Source organism: Sulfurifustis variabilis, assembly GCF_002355415.1.
Classification (GTDB): domain Bacteria; phylum Pseudomonadota; class Gammaproteobacteria; order Acidiferrobacterales; family Sulfurifustaceae; genus Sulfurifustis; species Sulfurifustis variabilis.
The window spans coordinates 961,672-979,392 of the sequence record NZ_AP014936.1; the positions used below are offsets into that span (position 1 = coordinate 961,672).

Annotated in this window: 17 protein-coding genes; 10 read left to right on the forward strand and 7 right to left on the reverse strand. The window is 69.1% G+C overall.

The window, feature by feature from the left end; all coding sequences use genetic code 11:
• The first annotated feature begins 148 nt into the window (after positions 1–148).
• Positions 149–907, forward strand: a complete 759-nt coding sequence (locus SVA_RS04665; protein WP_096459500.1) for an NRDE family protein — start codon at positions 149–151, stop codon at positions 905–907.
• Positions 908–1,020: 113 nt separating this feature from the next.
• Here the strand turns inward: SVA_RS04665 and SVA_RS04670 are convergent, their stop codons facing one another.
• The 4 genes from SVA_RS04670 to SVA_RS04685 form a co-directional block, all read right to left on the reverse strand.
• Positions 1,021–1,860, reverse strand: coding sequence for a response regulator (locus tag SVA_RS04670; RefSeq protein WP_096459503.1), 840 nt, complete (start codon positions 1,858–1,860; stop codon positions 1,021–1,023).
• Between the two features lie 17 nt (positions 1,861–1,877).
• Positions 1,878–2,507: a DsrE family protein gene (locus tag SVA_RS04675; RefSeq protein ID WP_096459506.1), complete on the reverse strand. Its 630-nt coding sequence runs from the start codon at positions 2,505–2,507 to the stop codon at positions 1,878–1,880.
• 318 nt (positions 2,508–2,825) lie between these two features.
• Positions 2,826–5,099 (reverse strand): ATP-binding protein, encoded by a 2,274-nt coding sequence (locus tag SVA_RS04680; RefSeq protein ID WP_096459509.1) that lies wholly within the window; start codon positions 5,097–5,099, stop codon positions 2,826–2,828.
• Between the two features lie 3 nt (positions 5,100–5,102).
• A complete protein-coding gene (locus tag SVA_RS04685) occupies positions 5,103–5,948 on the reverse strand; it encodes a phosphate/phosphite/phosphonate ABC transporter substrate-binding protein (RefSeq protein WP_096459512.1) in 846 nt (281 codons plus the stop codon).
• Positions 5,949–6,129: 181 nt separating this feature from the next.
• Here SVA_RS04685 and SVA_RS04690 point away from each other — a divergent pair, with 181 nt between their 5' ends.
• From SVA_RS04690 to SVA_RS04700, 3 genes are all read left to right on the forward strand, one after another.
• Complete coding sequence (locus tag SVA_RS04690) at positions 6,130–6,774, forward strand: dioxygenase family protein (protein WP_096459517.1); 645 nt, start codon at positions 6,130–6,132, stop codon at positions 6,772–6,774.
• A gap of 78 nt (positions 6,775–6,852) precedes the next feature.
• Positions 6,853–8,172 carry an NTP/NDP exchange transporter gene (locus tag SVA_RS04695; RefSeq protein ID WP_096459520.1) on the forward strand — a complete coding sequence of 440 codons (1,320 nt, stop codon included), beginning with the start codon at positions 6,853–6,855 and terminating at the stop codon, positions 8,170–8,172.
• Between the two features lie 101 nt (positions 8,173–8,273).
• A complete protein-coding gene (locus SVA_RS04700; RefSeq protein WP_096459523.1) occupies positions 8,274–9,200 on the forward strand; it encodes an aldo/keto reductase in 927 nt (308 codons plus the stop codon).
• An 84-nt stretch (positions 9,201–9,284) separates the two neighbouring features.
• Here the strand turns inward: SVA_RS04700 and SVA_RS04705 are convergent, their stop codons facing one another.
• Positions 9,285–9,560, reverse strand: a complete 276-nt coding sequence (locus tag SVA_RS04705; protein ID WP_096459526.1) for a DUF504 domain-containing protein — start codon at positions 9,558–9,560, stop codon at positions 9,285–9,287.
• 102 nt (positions 9,561–9,662) lie between these two features.
• Between SVA_RS04705 and SVA_RS04710 the strand changes: the two genes are divergently transcribed.
• Positions 9,663–11,558 carry an ATP-binding cassette domain-containing protein gene (locus SVA_RS04710; RefSeq protein ID WP_096459530.1) on the forward strand — a complete coding sequence of 632 codons (1,896 nt, stop codon included), beginning with the start codon at positions 9,663–9,665 and terminating at the stop codon, positions 11,556–11,558.
• 67 nt (positions 11,559–11,625) lie between these two features.
• Here SVA_RS04710 and SVA_RS04715 read toward each other — a convergent pair whose 3' ends face one another.
• Entirely contained in the window at positions 11,626–12,492 is an 867-nt protein-coding gene (locus SVA_RS04715) for a hypothetical protein (RefSeq protein WP_096459533.1), read from the reverse strand.
• Between the two features lie 169 nt (positions 12,493–12,661).
• Between SVA_RS04715 and SVA_RS04720 the strand changes: the two genes are divergently transcribed.
• The 3 genes from SVA_RS04720 to SVA_RS04730 all read left to right on the forward strand — a co-directional run bounded on the left by SVA_RS04720 (position 12,662) and on the right by SVA_RS04730 (position 14,301).
• The gene (locus SVA_RS04720) at positions 12,662–12,961 is read left to right on the forward strand and encodes a hypothetical protein (RefSeq protein ID WP_096459536.1); all 300 of its coding nucleotides are present in this window, start codon (positions 12,662–12,664) and stop codon (positions 12,959–12,961) included.
• A gap of 53 nt (positions 12,962–13,014) precedes the next feature.
• Positions 13,015–13,764 carry an MBL fold metallo-hydrolase gene (locus tag SVA_RS04725; protein ID WP_096459539.1) on the forward strand — a complete coding sequence of 250 codons (750 nt, stop codon included), beginning with the start codon at positions 13,015–13,017 and terminating at the stop codon, positions 13,762–13,764.
• 171 nt (positions 13,765–13,935) lie between these two features.
• A complete protein-coding gene (locus SVA_RS04730) occupies positions 13,936–14,301 on the forward strand; it encodes a TusE/DsrC/DsvC family sulfur relay protein (RefSeq protein WP_096459543.1) in 366 nt (121 codons plus the stop codon).
• A gap of 273 nt (positions 14,302–14,574) precedes the next feature.
• On the opposite strand, the gene SVA_RS04735 is transcribed toward SVA_RS04730, so the two are convergent.
• Positions 14,575–15,870, reverse strand: coding sequence for a bifunctional DedA family/phosphatase PAP2 family protein (locus tag SVA_RS04735; RefSeq protein WP_096459545.1), 1,296 nt, complete (start codon positions 15,868–15,870; stop codon positions 14,575–14,577).
• Between the two features lie 247 nt (positions 15,871–16,117).
• On the opposite strand from SVA_RS04735, the gene SVA_RS04740 reads away from it, so the two are divergent.
• On the forward strand, positions 16,118–16,828 hold the full coding sequence (locus SVA_RS04740) for a DUF481 domain-containing protein (RefSeq protein ID WP_231971889.1): 711 nt from the start codon (positions 16,118–16,120) through the stop codon (positions 16,826–16,828).
• Between the two features lie 107 nt (positions 16,829–16,935).
• A complete protein-coding gene (locus tag SVA_RS04745) occupies positions 16,936–17,694 on the forward strand; it encodes a phosphatase PAP2 family protein (protein ID WP_096459552.1) in 759 nt (252 codons plus the stop codon).
• The last annotated feature ends 27 nt before the right edge of the window (positions 17,695–17,721 follow it).

The following is a 17,721-nucleotide window of genomic DNA, read 5'->3' on the forward strand; positions in this document are numbered from 1 at the left end:
CATCTAGGGAAAACCCCGAAAACCGCCGCGCCCGGCGGGAACTTCCCGCGCGGTCACGACGTTGTCGCGTCCGTCGCCGACGGACGGAGGCAGGGCGCCGCGCAGCGATGCATTTTGAACAACGAATCGGATGTGGTAGTGCTAGGCCATGTGCACGCTCGTCGTCCTGCGTCGTCCCGATCACGCCTGGCCGCTGCTCGTCGCCGGCAACCGCGACGAGATGCGCGCGCGTCCGTGGCTGCCGCCCGCGCGGCACTGGCCCGACCGGGCGGACGTGGTGGCGGGGCAGGACCGCGTCGCGGGAGGCAGCTGGTTCGGCGTGAACGATCACGGCGTGATCGCGGCGGTCATGAACCGGGTGGGCACGCTGGGCCCCGAGGAAGGCAAGCGCAGCCGCGGCGAGCTCGTGCTCGAGGCGCTCGACCACGCGGAGGCGTTCCGGGCGGCGGAGGCACTGGCCGACATCGACGCCCGCGCCTATCGCGCCTTCAACCTGTTCGTCGCCGATCCGCTTTCGGCGTACTGGCTGCGCCACGACGGCGAGGCGACGGGGCGCGTCGAGGCGTTCGAGGTGGCGCCCGGGCTTCACATGCTCACCGCGCGCGATCTGGACGACGAGTCGCTCGCGCGCATACGGCTGCATCTGCCGCGGTTTCGGGCCGCCGCCGCGCCGCGGCCCGAGGCGGGCGACTGGGAGGCCTGGCGGGCACTGCTCGCCGATCGCGTTTACGCGGAGCGGGACGGCCCCTACGCCGCGCTCAATCTCGAGCTTCCGAACGGGTTCGGCACGGTCTGCAGCCAGCTCGCCGCCGTGCCGCGATATCCCGGCCCGAGCACGCCCCCGGTGTTCCTGTTCGCGTCCGGACCGCCGGACCGGACGTCTTACGAGGCAATCCCTTTCGGTTGAGGGTCTGCGGATCGCGAGCGGCTTTCCGCCGCCATGCGGCCGCGGGATTCCGCCACCGGTATCGGGCTCGCGGCGTCCCGGGCGTCGCCGGAGTCGATGGCCGGCGACGCGGCTCAGTCCAGGTCCAGACGGGGACCGCGCCGCTTGGCCTCGAGGCTCGAGAGAATGCAGGCGTGCAGATAAGCGATGTCGACGGGCTTGGTGACGTAGCCGTCCGCGCCCTCGTCGACGCACGAGAGCATGGTCGGCACGTCGTTCGAGGCGGTGACCATGATGACGGGGAGCTTCTTCGTTCTGGCGTCGGCGCGGATGGATCGCAGGATGTCGTTGCCCGTCACGTCCGGCATGCCGATGTCGAGCAGCACCAGGTCGAGGTCGTCCCGCCCGATGCGCTCCAGCGCCGCCTTCCCGCTCGTCACCGTCGAGGGCGCGTAGCCGCGGCTCTTCAACTGGCTCGCGAGCAGGCGGCAGCTGAGATCGTCGTCGTCCACGATGAGGATGCGCACGTCGCGTTCCGTCTCCAGGGTGCCGGGCTCGTCCGTGCGCGCGGCCGGCGCGGCCAGGTGGCGTTCGATTCGCGCGCGAACGAGCGGCATCACGAGGGGCTTGACCAGGTAATCGGCGGCGCCGTGAACGAGACAGCTGCGGATGGCGCTGTTCTGGTTGTGCGCCGAGAGCATGATCACCGGGGTTTCCCGCCGGCTGGACAGGGCGCGGATGCGCTTGAGCGTCTCCAGCCCGTCCATGCCGGGCATCTCGAGGTCGAGCAGAACCAGGTCGAAGCGCTGCCGGTTCATCGTCTCGAGCGCGGCCGGACCGCTGCTCGCGGTCGCGACGTAGTAACCGTCCTGGAACAGCCTGCGCGCGACGACCTGCAGGTTCAGCTCGTCGTCGTCGACCAGCAGGATGCTCTTCGCGCCGCCGCCCGCCGGCCGGGATTCGCCGTGACGCATTTCGGTCCCGTCCGCCGCTAGGGCTGAATCAGGGCGTAGCCCTGAAGCTGGAAGTCGGCGACGGCGATGTGCCCGCCCGGCACGAAGCGCACGCCTTCGATCTTCTTCTGCATGTCGATCCCGAGGTTCCGCGCCGCCGTCTGGCACAGGTAGAACCTGAAGCCCTTCTGCAGCCCGTATTCGACGAGGTGTACGAACGGGTTCGCGGGGTTGCCGCCGCTCGCCTGCGCGAACGCCGGGTGTTGTGTCGCGGCGAGCAGCGCGCCCGACTCGCTGAAGACCACGGCCACCTCGACGTCCTTGCCGATGGTCATGCCGTGCACGTTCTCGTAGTTGCGCACCATGTGCTCGATGTTGGAGAGGAACGTGGCCCGGTTCGTCTGCACCTGTCCGAAGGCGTTATAGAAGAAGGCATGGTCGACCGACACGACGACCTTCGCGTGCCGGCGCACCTGAAGGCAGCGGGTGATCGCCTGCGCGCCGTAGCCGAACTCGTCGTCCATGGAGGTTGCGCCGTCGTACGGCGTCACCGGGCACGGTTGATGGTTCTCCGGCGCGCGGTTGCCGTCGGCCGCGCTCGCGGTCGCCCAACCGAGCGCTGCCACCGTCAGCAGCATCGCCGCTGCGCGCTTGTGTGCATGGACCATGTCTTGCTACCCCCTCGTCTGGTTAGTCGTCGGCCGGCGCGGCCCCGCGCGTCCGTTCCGAGCCCGAACGGGTTCGGCCGGAACGTGGCGGAACAGACGATGGATCCCTGTCGAGTGCCGGCGCAAAGCGCCGGGCATAAGGCGGTACCGGTTGCCCCGCGGCTATCCTGCCGCTTTCTGTGTGCACGCCGATTCAGAATAACTATAGGTGCCTTTTTTCGATTTGCCGGGCGGCCGCCGGTCACGCGTCCCCGGCGCGCGCGGCCATACTCGCTTGCCACTTGAGCATGCCGCCGCAAGTGCTTGAAGCAGTAACGCCTACCGTTCGTTCGCCTTCCGGGCGACGGGGGATCCGTCCTGCAACCCCTGGCGGATCCGCTCGACCATGGCATCCATCTCGTCGAGCAGTCTCGCGATCCCCTGCGCATGGTCCTTGGCGATCTCGAACTCGATGAGCTGGCAGAGCTTGAACAGCCCGCCGTAGCCGAAGTTGCCGGCGCTGCCCTTGAGCGAATGGACCGAGCGCTTGAGGGCATCCGCGTCCCCGTTCTCGTGCGCCCGCCGGAGATCGCGGGCGGCGCCGGGGAGCCGCGCGACGAACTCCGACACGAGGTCGATCAGGGTCGGCTCGTGCGCCAGCAGCGTGGACAGGATCGGCGCGCCGTCGTCGCGCGGCTGGCCGCTCGGCAGCAGGTAGCGCAGGAGCAGTTCGTGCAGCTTGTCCTTCTGGATGGGTTTGCTCATGAAATCGTCGCAACCGGCGGCCAGGCAGGTGTCGATGTCCGATCGCATCGCGTTCGCGGTCAGCGCGACGACGGGGCCGTGGTAACCCTCGCGCCGGAGCTCGCGGGTCGCCTCGAGTCCGCCCATGACGGGCATCTGGAGGTCCATGAGCACGAGGTCGAACCGGCGCGACCGCCCCAGCTCCACGGCCCGCTGGCCGTTTTCGGCGATGGTGACCGACGCACCGGCGGACCGCAGCAGGAACGTGACGAGCTTCTGGTTGTCGACGTTGTCCTCGGCGAGGAGCACTTCGCCGTCCACCACGACCCCCGCCGCCGTGACGGCGGGCGCGACGGCCGGCTCGACGGGCCGCTCCCATGCCAGATCCGCGTCGAGGACGTCTCCGGTGGGGACGGCGAGCGTGAAGACGCTTCCCGCACCCGGCGTGCTCTGCACGGCGATCTCGCCGCCGAGCCGGGTGGCGAGCTCGCGCGACAGGTACAGGCCGAGCCCGGTGCCGCCGTACTCGCGTGTCGTGGAGGCGTCGGCCTGCGTGAAGGCGCGAAACAGCGTCCGGATGAGCTCCTCGGTCATCCCGATGCCGCTGTCGATCACCTCGAACAGGAGCCGCGATTGCGCGCGCTCCCAGGAAAGCCGGATGCGCACGCCGCCGCGGGCCGTGAACTTGATCGCGTTGTTGCACAGGTTGATCAGGATCTGCTTGAGCCGCAGCGGATCGCTGACGATCCTTGCCGGCAGGGGGTAGCGGTACTCGATCTCGAACGCGAGCGCCTTCTCCTCCGCGAGCAGGGCGACGATGGCGTGCACGTCGTCGAGGAGCTCGAAAGGGCTGAGCGGGATGCGTTCGACATCGAGCCGGTTCGCCTCCATTTTCGAGACGTCGAGGATGTCGTTGATGATGCGCAGCAGGTGCTTGCCGCTGCGCGTGATCGTGCGGATCGCGTCGACGCGCTCCGCCAGCGACTGGTTGGAGTCGAGCAGCGTCTCCGAGAACCCGATGATCGCCGTGAGGGGCGTGCGGATCTCGTGGCTCATGTTGGCGAGGAAGGCGCTCTTGCTGCGGGTGGCCGCGATCGCCTCGTCGCGCGCCTCGGCGAGCTCGCGGGTGCGCTCGGCGACGCGCTGCTCGAGGAGATCGGTCGCGCGCTTGAGCGCCTCCACGTTCTCCGCCACGCTGCGCGCCATGGTGTCGAACGCGCGTCCCACGATGGCGACCTCGTCGTGCCCCGAGAGCCCGGTACGGACCGCGAGATCGCCGCCGGCCAGGCGCTGGGCCGCACGCGAGAGCGCGTCGAGACGACGCGTGAGCAGGTAACCGATGAGGATGCCCACGATGGCGATCACGGTCATGCCGGTCAGCGCGATCGAGACGCCGAGGTTCCGCACCTGCCGGTTGATCTGGATGAGGCTCTCGTGGGAGAAGCGTATCGCCAGCGTGCCGATGCGTCCGTTCGGGTTCTCGATGTCTCTCACGAGCCAGCGAAGCGTGGGGGTGTGCTCGAACGTCGGCAGGCCCCGGCCGATCGCCTCGTGCCGGTTGCTGACGACGACGCGCCCCCGCCGGTCGGCGAGCAACACCGTATCGATGTGCGGATCCCTGACCACCTGCTCGATGTAGGGCTGCAGCTCGTCGTACTCGGACGTGAGCAGCGCGATGCGGCTCAGGTCGCCGAGGAGCTGCAGCATCACTTCCTCGTTGGCCGAGAGCTGTTTCTCGGTCTCTCGCTGGGAGTACGTGATGGTGACGCCGAGGACGGCCGCCATCATCGCCGCCTCGAGCAGAAAGATGATGGCGGCGATGCGGTACTTCAGCGAGTGGCGCAGGCGCTGGAGCAGGCTGCGGGACATGGACTATCTGGCGAGCTCGCGCACGACGTCGTAGTCCGCGTCGCTGACCGCGACGAACGGCGTGAGCTCGCCGCGCGCGAGCAGCGCCTTTCCTTCCTCGGTCTCGCCCCAGCTGAGGATGCGCTGCCGCAGGATCTCCCGGTCCCGCTCCGGGACGCGCGGATGAATGGCGAACAGGGTGTGCGGGATCTCGCGCGTGCGCCCGACGACCTTGAGCTCGACGTGCATCTTGCTCTGGAAGAAGCGCACCGCCGGCGCCGCCGTGCCGCAGGCATCCGCCTCGCCGATCATGACCTTCTGCATGCACGACACGTGCGAGCGGTGGTGCGAGAGCGTGACGTCGACACCGGGCTTGAGCCCGTGCGTGCGAAGGTGATTCGCGAGCAGCACGCTCACCGCCGCGGTCTCCGGCGGCAGCCCGATGCGCTTGCCCTTGAGGTCGGCGATCGACTCGAGGGGGCTGTCCTGTTTCACGACCACGAGCGCCGAAAGCTTCTCCGTGCGGGTCGCGAGCGGCCGGTAACCGAACTTGTCGGCGGCCCGTACGTAATCGAAGGGCTGCATGAACGCGATGTCGAACTTCTCCTTGTCCACGTTCTCGGAGAAACGCTCGTAGGTGGTGTTCGAGGAGAGCGCGATCCGCCGGCCCACGCGGGCGCCGAGGTCCTTGGCCATGGGCGCGAAGACCTTCTCGAGGTCGCGCGGCGGCAGGTGCGGGAACACGCCCAGGACGTACTCCGGCGGGGGCTGCTCCGCCCGCGCGGCGTGCGCGGCCAGGGACAGGGCGACGACGAAACCGAGCAGGGTCCGGACGGCGGCTGCCCGGTGCGGGGAACGCGCGGAAGTCATGGAGGTCTCTCCTGTTGACGGCTTGATTAAGTCTAGGTCAGGGTGGGGGGACGTACCGGCTGCCGCGGTCGCCGGCAGGCGGGCGGGACGACGTCACATCACGGAAGGCGGTCGCGGAAGGTCGGGGCGGATCCCGCTCCACCCGGCGTGTCTTTCGGGGAAACCCCGGGGGTTCGGACGGATGAAGACGGATCTGAAAAGACGTCGCCTGGTCCTCGCGATCGGCGGGGTCCTGGTCGCCGGCGCCGTGCCGGCCGCGGCCCGGCGGGAGCCGACCCCCGCGCAGACGGCCGGGCCGTTCTACCCGGTCGAGCTTCCCCTCGACCGGGACAACGACCTCACGCGCGTGGCGGGGGCGAGCGGAGCGGCGATAGGCAGGGTCACCGATCTCACCGGGCGGGTGCTCGATGTCGGGGGGCGGCCCGTCCGCGGAGCGCGGATCGAGATCTGGCAGTGCGACGCGAACGGCCGCTATCACCATCCCCGCGACGAAGGCCCGCGCGACCCGAATTTCCAGGGATTCGGCCACACGGTCACGGACCCCGATGGACGCTATCGTTTTCGCACCATCCGGCCCGTGCCCTACCCGGGGCGCACGCCGCACATCCACATGGCGGTGTTCCGCGGCGACGCGGAGCCCTTCGTGACACAGCTCTACGTGAAAGGCGAGCCGCGCAACGCGGCGGACTTCCTCTTCGGTCGCATCCCGCCCGATCGCCGCGGGCTCGTGATGGCCGAGTTCGTGCCCGTCGTGGGCGGGGACGCCGAGCTCCAGGCCGTCTTCGACGTCGTCCTGGCCGGCCGCGATGGCACGCCCGCGGGCTGAGCGCGAATTCGCGGCGGGGACCCGTGACCGCGTCCGCGGTCCCGGCGCGCCCGGTCCGTCCGTTACCATCGCCACAGAATGACCGATTCCGCCCGCGCCGAAGCGAACGCCTTCCATCTCTGGCTCACGCGTCTCGTGCAGGTCGAGGCGCACGAGCTGCGGGCGCTCGCCTGGTCGTTCACCTACTTCTTTTCGCTCCTGTGCGGCTACTACATCCTGCGGCCCATGCGCGACGCGATGGGCATCGCCGGCGGCGTGGAGCAGCTGCACTGGCTCTTTACCGGCACGTTCGTCGCGATGCTCGCGGCGGTGCCCCTCTTCGGCTGGGTGACGTCGCGCTATCCGCGCCGCCGCTTCCTGCCGTACGTCTACTACTTCTTCATCGCGAACCTCCTGGCTTTCTACCTGCTGCTGCGTGCGGAAGGCGATCACGTGTACGCGGCGCGGGCCTTCTTCATCTGGACGAGCGTGTACAACCTGTTCGTGGTCTCGGTCTTCTGGAGCTTCATGGCGGACCTCTACACGAACCCGCAGGCGAAGCGGCTCTTCGGCTTCATCGCCGCGGGCGGTACGAGCGGGGCGCTCGCCGGCCCGGCGATCGCCGCGGCGCTCGCGCGACCGCTCGGCACGGCGAATCTGCTCCTGGTGTCGGCCGGCTTCATGGTCGTCGCCGTCGTCTGCATCCACCGGTTGATCGCGTGGAAAGCGACGCAGCCGCAGGCCGCGTCGTCCGCGGAGCAGCGCGCCGCCGAGACGCGCCCCCTCGGCGGGCGCGTGCTCGCCGCCTTTCCGCTGCTCCTGCGCTCGCCCTACCTGCTCGGCATCGCGCTCTTTATGCTGCTCTTCACCACGCTGTCCACGGTGCTCTACTTCCAGCAGGCGCAGATCGTGCGCGACGCCTTCGCGAGCTCGGCCGAGCGCACCACGGTGTTCGCGGCCATCGACTTCGCGGTGAACGCGCTCACCCTCACGATCCAGGTGTTCGTCACGGCGCGGCTGGTGCGCGGGTTCGGTATCGCCTGGACCCTCGCCCTGGTGCCCGTGCTGCTCGGCGCCGGATTTCTCGCGCTCGGGTTCGCGCCGGTGCTCGCCGTGCTCGTCGCGGTGCAGATCCTGCGCCGCGCGGGCGACTACGCCGTCACCCGCCCGGCGCGCGAGATGCTCTACGTCGTGCTGGGACGCGAGGAGAAATACAAGGCGAAGAACTTCATCGATACCGTGGTGTACCGCGGCGGCGACGCGGTGAGCGCGTGGGCCTATGCCGGGCTGCGGGCCATGGGGTTGAGCCTCGGGACCATCGCCTTCGTCGCCGTACCCCTGTCCCTCGCCTGGGCGTGGCTCGCGTACGGGCTCGGACGGCGCCAGGAAGTCCTGGCCGCCGGGAAAGGACAATCTTGAATTTTGAATGCTTAATGTTGAATTGCGGTGCGCGCTGCGCGCGCGTCATCAATTCAACATTCAACATTAAGCATTCAACATTGCCAATTCCGGAGGGTGCGATGACAGGGTCGAGAGAGAGGTGGACAAGGCGTCGTTTCCTGCAGGGTCTCGGGATGGCGGCCGCGCTGCCCTGGATGCCGCGCCTCGGCCGCGCCGCGTCCGGCGCGGTCAACACGAAGCCAATTCCCTCCAGCGGCGAGCGCATCCCCGTCATCGGGCTCGGCACGTCGCGCACGTTCAATGCGCCGGCCGGAACTGCGCGCTCGGCGCTCGCCCCGGTGCTGCAGGTCTTCTTCGACCGCGGCGGCCTGCTGATCGACTCCTCACCGATGTACGGGGCGGCGGAGGAAGTGATCGGCGAGCTGCTGAAGGCGACGAAGCATCCGGGCGTGTTCGCCGCCACCAAGGTCTGGACGGACGGCAAGCAGGCGGGCATCGAGCAGATGGAGCAGTCGCGCGGACTCTGGGGCGTGCCCCGCTTCGACCTCATGCAGATACACAACCTGCGCGACTGGCGCGTCCACATCGAGACGCTCAAGGACTGGAAGGCACAGGGTCGGATCCGGTACATCGGGATCACCACGTCCCACGGGCGCATGCACGACGAGCTCGAACGCGCGCTCGGGGCCGAGCGCTTCGATTTCGTGCAGTTCTCCTACAACCTCGAGGACCGCGAGGTCGAGGACCGGCTGCTCCCGCTCGCGGCCGACCGCGGGATCGCCGTGCTCGTCAACCGGCCGTTCCAGCGCGGTGGCCTGTTCGACAAGGTGCGCAACAAACCGCTGCCGCCCTGGGCAAGCGAGCTCGCGATCGCGAGCTGGGGGCAGTATTTTCTGAAGTTCGCGGTGTCCCACCCGGCCGTCACGTGCGCGATCCCCGCGACCTCGAAGGTCAGGCACATGGAGGACAACATGGGCGCCGGCTACGGGCCGCTTCCGGACGCGGCCGCGCGCAAGCGCATGGTCGAGCACATCGGGTCGCTGTGATTTCCGACCGTCCGGGATCCCGGGAGCAGTGCCGAGTTGCCCGGTTCGACCTGGAGTGCGCCAATAGAGGCGCTCCCCGATCTGTCACCGCTCAGCGCGTGTCGCCGGCCCCCGCCTTTCCCAGATCACGCGTCCATCCCGGTACACCCGCCGGACGCGGTGGAACGGGATGCGGTGGAGCGCGCCTTCCTCGTCGCAGAGGGTGAAGACGAAGCGGTCGCCGCGCGGGAAGGCCACACGCTCGAGCGGCACGACGCGGACGCGGCGCTCGATGCGATCGTAGTAGCCGATCGCGAACTGCCCGGCCCGAAAGCGGGGATCCCAGCGAATCCGGCTGAGCAGCTGATGGACGGGTTGCATTGCCGCCGATTCTCCCGCACGTCCGCGCCCTCGCGCCAACTTGCCGGACGGAATCGCCGGGTTACAATCCGCCGCCGGAGCTTTCCCGGCCGCCGTCCCCGCATGACCACCTTGCTCACGCTCTCGAACGTCTCCCTCGCCTACGGCCATCTGCCGCTGCTCGCGCACGTGGACTTCCAGATCGAGGCGGGCGAGCGCGTGTGCCTGGTCGGCCGCAACGGCACGGGCAAGTCGACGCTGTTTCGCGTCATCAGCGGCGCCGCGGTGCCGGACGACGGGGAGCTCTGGCACCCGGACACGCTGCGGATCGCGCACCTGGAGCAGGAGGTGCCGCCCGACAGCGACGAGACCGTGTACGAGGCGGTCGCGAGAGGGCTCGGGGAGCTCGGGCGGCTGCTCACCGACTACCACAACGCGGCCCACGCGGCGGGATCGGACCCGGAATCGCTCGCGCGCCTGGCGGGCCTTCAAGCCAGGATCGAGGCCGCCCACGGCTGGAACATCTCGCAGAAGGTCGAGACGGTGCTGAGCCGGCTCGGCCTGCCCGCGGACAAGCGCATTCGCGACTGCTCGGGCGGCATCCGCCGGCAGGTGATGCTCGCACGGGCGCTCGTCGCCGAGCCCGACCTGCTGCTGCTCGACGAGCCGACGAACCACCTCGACATCGCGGCGATTACGTGGCTCGAGGAATTCCTGCTCGCCTACCGCGGCGGCCTCATGTTCATCACCCACGACCGCACGTTCCTGAAGCACCTCGCGACGCGCATCGTCGAGCTCGACCGCGGGAGGCTCACGTCCTTCCCGGGCGACTTCGACGCATACCTGCGCAAGAAGGACGAGCTGCTCGAGGTCGAAGCGCGGGCCGCGGCGAAGTTCGACAAGAAGCTCGCGGAGGAGGAGGCATGGATCCGCCAGGGCATCAAGGCGCGGCGCACGCGCAACGAGGGCCGCGTGCGGGCGCTCCTGCGGCTGCGCGAGGAGCGGGCGCAGCGGCTCGACGCGCAGGGCCGTGCGAGCTTCGCGGTCGATGCCGGCGCGCTGTCGGGCAAGCTCGTGGTCGACCTGCGCGCGGTCAGCTTCCGCTACGGCGACCGCTGGATCGTGCGCGACCTCTCCACGCACATCGTCCGCGGCGACCGCATCGGCATCGTCGGTCCGAACGGGTCCGGCAAGAGCACGCTGCTCAAGCTCATCCTCGGCGAGCTCGAGCCCACGAGCGGACAGGTGAAGATCGGCACGCGCCTCCAGATCGCCTACTTCGACCAGCACCGCGGCGGCCTCGATCCGGAGAAGACGGTGCGGCAGAACCTGAGCGAGGGCAGCGACTACATCGACGTGAAAGGGCGCCGCCGCCACGTCATAGGCTACCTGAAGGACTTCCTGTTTCCTCCGGAGCGCATCGACTCGCCGGTGAAGTCCCTCTCCGGCGGGGAGCGCAACCGCCTGCTCCTCGCCAAGATCTTCACGCAGCCGGCGAACATGATGGTGCTCGACGAGCCCACCAACGACCTCGACGTCGATACCCTGGAGCTGCTCGAGGACCTGCTCGCCGAGTACGAGGGTACGCTGCTGCTGGTGAGCCACGACCGCGCCTTCCTCGACAACGTCGTGACGAGCACGCTGGTGTTCGAGGGCGACGGCCGGGTCGGCGAGTACGTGGGCGGCTACGAGGACTGGCTGCGGCAGCGGCGGGATCGCCCGCAGGAAGCCGCGCGCCCGCGCGCGCAGGCCGCTTCGCCGGCGCCGCGGCGCGAGAAGACGGCCGCCGAGCAGAAGAAGAAGCTGAGCTACAAGGAGCAGCGCGAGCTCGAAAGCCTGCCCGGCCGGATCGAGTCGCTCGAGGCCGAGCAGCAGACGCTCGAGGCGCGCGTGAGCCGGAGCGACTTCTATCAGCAGGAGGGGGCCGCGATCGCCGACGCGATGGCGCGGCTCAACGCGCTGCGCGAGGAGCTCGAGCGGGCGTACGCCCGCTGGGAAGAGCTCGAGGCCATCGGCTGAACGGCCCGTCGTCGGAGACGCGGCCGGCGCGCGTCGAGCCGATGCCCGCGATTCGCTCTTCGACGAATCACGTGCGCCGCCCAGGCGTCGCCGGAGCGTCGGGGAACAGGCTGCGATAGCTGCAGTAAAGGCTCGTCGCGAGGAGCGGCAGGGCGAGGCCGCCGGCCGCGACACCGAGAAGCTGCGCGGCGAGCGGCGAGCGGGCGTGCACGATCGCGCGCAGCACAACGGGTGCGAGGACGATCAGCACCGGGACGGCGAGCGCCGCCGCGTGGTGCAGGCTCGCCTTGAAGCTCAACGGGACCGCAGTACCGAGCCCTTCGTCCTGCAGGAAGGCGAGCGGCAGGGCATAGACGAGCGATGCCGAGAGCAGCAGCGTCAGCGCGGTCGCGAGGGCGTAGGCGGCGGGCACGGTCACGAGCGAGAGTCCGGCCAGGGCGTTCCAGGGCATCGACCAGGTGCTTCCGGCGATGAGCCAGACCGCGAAATGGATCGCCAGCGACGCCGTCATGCTGTAGAGGGCGACCAGCATGATCGGAATGGCCCGCTCGGGCTCGTGCAGCCCGCGTACGAGGCCGAGCGGCGACCGCCTCAGGACGACGAGACGCAACGCGGCCGGAACCGGCTTTCTCTGCAGCGTGAGCTCGTCGATCGCGACATAGGCCCCGGAGAGGAATACCGGGGCGATCAGGGCAACGAGGGCGCCGCCCACGAGGGGCACCGAGCCGAGCAGGGTGAGCAGGGCCGCCGCCGTCACGCCCATGCCGCCGAGCAGCCAGGGATTGCGCAGGAAAAGTCGCCAGCCGCACCGTACCCAGCGCAGCCCGAGGCTCAGGCGCCGCCACGCCGACGGCCGCGCCGGCGCCGCCGGCCGGCCCGGGTTGCCTGCCGGCAGTGTCCTGTTTCCCGCCGATCGTCTCGCGTGCGCGCGCATGCCCGACTCGCCAGTGCCTCCCTGAAAAGCTAGCACGCGGCCGGGGCGGACCCGCGCCGGCCGGCGCTTCCGGATGGTGTTTCATCCGGGGAGGGGAAATGCCGAGCTACGAGCCCGCGACCGGGTTTTGTAGAATGGCGCTTGCTTCTCCTCCGGACCGGACCGTGTCATGACAGAGCCCGAGACCGTTTTCGATCACATCTTCGACAAGGCCGTTGCCCTCGGCAACCGCGTGGCCGAGAAGGACCAGGAGGCGGACCTCTGGGACATCGCGGACGGCCTGCTCGCGGGCGCGATCCAGTACTGGCTCTACTCGCGCCAGCCGTGCGGGGATCCGAAGTGCGAGGACTGCGAGCCGATCGCGACCGCCGAGGGCCGGCTCCAGGAGCTGCTCCGACTGACGCGCCGGTTCGCCGAGGAAAGCGAGTACTTCCACCAGCCGACCGACACGAACGTCGGGCGCGCCTGAGCGCGTCGGTCGGCCGCGCGCCGCGAGGCGCCGCGGGACCACGGGAGACAGGGATGATCTTCAGGCAGCTCTACGAACCCGATTCCTCCACCTACACCTATCTCCTGAGCTGCCCGGAGACGGGCGAGACCGCGCTGATCGACCCGGTGCTCGATACCGTCGATCGCGATCTCGAGGTGCTGCGCGCGATGGGCCTCCGGCTCACCACGACGCTCGACACGCACATTCATGCCGATCACCTCACCGGGGCGAGGCGGCTCAAGTCGCTCGCCGAAAGCCGCATCGCCGCCCCGGCGATGGTCGGGCTGCCGTGCGCCGACGTCGGTCTGCGCGAAGGCCAGCCGTTTCGCGTCGGGACCATCGAGCTGCATCCGCTCTACACGCCGGGCCACACCGATCACCACCACGCGTTCCTGATCGACGACGGCACGCACAGGATGCTCTTCACCGGCGACGCCCTCCTCATCGACGGCTGCGGCCGCACGGATTTCCAGTCGGGCGACGCGGAGACGCTCTACCGCAGCATCCAGGAAAAATTCTTCGCGCTTCCCGGCGAGACGCTCGTCTATCCGTGCCACGATTACAGCGGACGGCGCGTCAGCTCGATCGCCCAGGAGAAGGACCGCAACCCGCGCCTGGGAGGAAACAAGTCGCTCGAGGAGTTCCTCGAGATCATGGCGAACCTGAACCTGCCCTATCCGCGCAAGATCGCGTTCGCGGTGCCGGGCAACGAGCGCTGCGGCGAGTGCCCGCCGGAGATCCCGGAGGAGTATCGCGGTGTCTGCGATCACGATCAGGGTTGATTCGGAGGGTTGACGGCGGATGGCCGTCATGGCGAGTGCGGCGAGGCGGATCTCGTGTCCCGCGTGATTTACGCCATCGTGGCGCCCCCTCGCCATGACGACTCGTTCCGTTTTCCTGGGAAGCGAAACGGCGGCAGAATGGAGCCGACACCGAGAAAGGAGAGACAGACCATGGCAAGCCTCATCGACGCGATCCGCGAAGCGGACAGCCCCGCGAAAGACCCGAGGTTCCCGCATGCGCCGGCCGACTGGAGCGCCGAGGCGGCGCTCGAGGCGGCGCGCAAGGAAGGCCTCCAGCCCGGCGAGGATCACTGGGAGGCGGTGCGCGCGCTGCAGGAGTACTTCGCGAAGCACGAGGAGATCGCGCGGAACATGCGCGAGTTGCACGACGCCCTGGACGAGAAGTTTCACGCCAAGGGCGGCATCCGGTATCTGTACACGCTCTTCCCGGCCGGCCCGGTGGCGCAGGGCTGCCGCATCGCCGGGCTGACCCCGCCGGCGGGCGCTGTCGACAGGGGATTCGGCAGCGTCGTGTAGGGCGCGCGAGCGCCAAAAAAAGAGGCCCCGCTTTGACGGGGCCTGCGAATTATTTCTTTAAGGAGTAAATGGAGGACAGTTGCTGAAGCTGTCCTCGACGTCTATTCGACTCCGCTTCTCTCGACTTTTCTCTCCTTTCGTTCCCTTAGGGGTTTCCACCCGGTTTGTTCGGATGATTTCGAGCTTCCATCGTTAAGCGGCTGATCGCGATGAAAACGCGACCGCCGCACCCCCGGTCCGTCGATTCGGGAAGGCGATGCGACATACGAGGAATCAGGGGGTCTTGCCCGCCTCGTACGTGGCGCTCACGAGGAGAATCGCGAACACGAGCCACGCGAACGCCGCGACGTACCCGGCCAGGATGTCGGTCAGCCAGTGGACCTCGAGGTATATCTGGGCGAAACCGACGAGCAGGATCAGCGCGATGACGACCGAGTAGACGGCGAAGCGCTGCACCTCGCCGGCGAGCCGGCACCAGGCGACGTAGGCCGCGAACCCGTAGATCAGCATCGCGCTGTAGGCGTAGCCGCTCGGGAAATTGGCGAGCTCCGCCTCCTGGAAGGCGGCGCGCAGCACGACGAGCACGAGCTCGCCGATGCCGACCGCGACGAGGAACGCGTACGCGCGCAGGCGATCGCCGACCCCGAGGAGATAGACGAGCAGGCCCGCCGCGCTCGCCGCCATCAGCGACACGGCGCTGACGTTCGTGACGGTGACGAGCCGCTGCGTGACGTTCGGCGAGAGAAGGTACTCGACCAGGTTCCGCGCCCGCAGATCGAGCGCCGCGAGCGTCTCGAAGTGGATGACGTCCTCGACGATCCCCGCGAGCGCCGCCAGCGCGAGCACCAGCAGCACGAAACCGACCGTGAGGTTGAGGCCGTACCACCCGCGCGGCCGGAAGCGGTCCTTGGCGAAGGCCCAGACGTTGGGCAGGAGGGCGGAAAGCCGGCGGTCCAGCCGGCCAAGCTGGTGATCGAGCACGCGCCGGCGTTTGCGCAGGAACAGCCAGGCGAACAGGGCGAGCGCGACGAGCGCCGCGATCGCGATGCCGGCGCGGCCGAGGTACGTCTTCACGATCTCCCAGCTGCTGCCGGCGAAGTAGCCGAGCAGCGTGAACGTCGCGGCCCAGAGGACGGCGCCGTACAGGTCGAAAAACAGGAAGCGCGGGTAGGAGAGCTTCGCCACGCCGGCGACGAGCGGGCCGAAGGACCGGAACCAGCCCACGAAGCGCCCGAAGAAGATCGTCTTGCCGCCGTACTGGTCGATGAAGAGGCGCGCGCGCAGCAGGTGCTCCTCGGGCAGGAACAGCCGCTGCGCGTAGCGCATGAAGGCGTCGCCGAAGTAGCGTCCGAGGAGATACCCGGTGTTGTCCCCGGCCAGCGCGCCCGCGGCCGCGATCCACATCGCGTCGCCCAGGCTCAGGATGCCCTGCGCGGCCAGGAAGCCGGCGACGACCACCACCGTTTCGCCGGGCACGAGCAGGCCGAGGAGCGCGGAGGTTTCGAGGAAGGTCAGCAGGAACAGGGCCCAGTAGCCCCAGTTCTGCACTTGCTCGACCAGCCAGGCCACGACGCGCCCTCGCGAGTTGCGGTGACGCCATTACACCCGCACGCCGGCGCGGCCGGTAGCCCGCCCGCACGGATGCCGGGAACCTGCACCTGATCGCAGCGAGGGTACCGCGTATCGGTCGATTGCCCCGGCTCGGTTCATCCGCTTCGCGCCGCGGGGTAAAACGCGCCCGTTCCGTTCGCCGCCCGCCGCCGTCCGTCCCGCGCGGCCCGTTTCGCCGAAATCAAGGAGTACGCCCGCCGTGAAGATGCGTGTCCTCACCGTGACTGTCCTGCTGGCGGCCGGCCCGGCTCTGGCCGAGGAGGCGGCCGCGCCCAACGGCCTCGGCTGGAAGGCTTCGGCCGAGTTCGGGCTGGTCGACACCAGCGGCAATTCGCAGACGACGACGATCAACGCCAAGCTCAACGCCGTGCACGAGTCGCTCGAGTGGCGCAACCGATTCACGGCCGAGTACCTCAGCGCGTCCGACGACGTCGGCACGGTCGCCAGGCGCACGGTCGGCCAGGCCGCGACGAACTACAAGCTCGACGAGCGCAATTACCTCTTCGGAAACCTGCGCTACGAGAACGACGAGTTCGCGCCGTACGACTATCGCTACTCGGAGACGGTCGGTTACGGTCGGCGGATGCGATGGAAGACGCAGCGCCTCGATCTCGAGATCGGCGCGGGCGGAAGCCACACGCGCTTCGCCGACGGGAACCGGGACGACGACGGCATCGTGCGCCTGGCGGGCAATTATGCCTGGCAGCTCACGAAGACCGCCGAGTTCAGCGAGGTCGCGTTCACGGAGATCGGGTCGGACAACACGCACAGCGAGTCCGAGACCGGGCTGAAGCTGCGCATCAACGGCAACCTCGCGATGAAGCTCTCCTACAAGATGCTGCACAACAGCGAGGTGCCCGAGGGAACCGAGAAGCTCGACAGCATCACTTCGGTCACGCTGGTCTACGATTTCTGATCCGCGACGGCGCGCGTCCGCGTGCCGCTCTCTCCCGCAGGCCTTCCGTCCTTCCACGCACCCCGGCCTTGACGGGGCACCCGGAAAATCGGACCGTGCGAGGTTCGATGCACGGGCATCCGAAGGAGAACGAGCCGGCCACCCGCCGCTGGGCGATCGCCGATCCGGGCAACCGGCGCGAGGTCCTGCTGCTCGCCCTCGCTCTCGTGGTCGTGCTGCTCACGTGGTCGTTCGCCGAGCTCGCCGACGAGGTCGCCGAGGGCGACGCCCACCGGACCGACGAGGCGCTGCTCCTCGCGCTGCGGTCGGCGGCCGACCTCGCCGACCCGATCGGGCCGAAGTGGCTCGAGGAGCTTGCGCGGGACTTCACCGCGCTGGGCGGCGTCGGGGTGCTCACCGCCATGACGCTGGCCGTCGCCGGCTTCCTCGCGCTGCAGGGCAAGCGCCACGCCGCCGTGTACGTGCTGCTCGCGGTCGGTACGGGTCTCCTCGCCGCCATGCTCCTCAAGGGCGGCTACAGTCGGCCGCGACCCGCGCTCGTGCCGCACGCCTCGTACACGTACACGTCGAGCTTCCCGAGCGGCCACGCGATGATGTCGGCCGTCGTCTATCTCACGCTGGGCGCGCTGCTCGCGCGCTTTCAGCCGTCGCTCCGGCTGCGGCTGTACCTGCTGGGCGTCGCGGTCGTGCTGTCGCTGCTGGTCGGCGTGACGCGCGTGTACCTCGGCGTCCACTGGCCCACGGACGTCCTCGCCGGCTGGCTCGCCGGAGCGGCCTGGGCGTCGCTCTGCTGGCTGACCGCGTTGCTGCTGCAACGCCAGGGGCGGGTGGAGTCGGAGCCGGAGGACGGGTTGGCGCCCCCCTGACCCCGCTCATGGCTATCCCCTAACGAC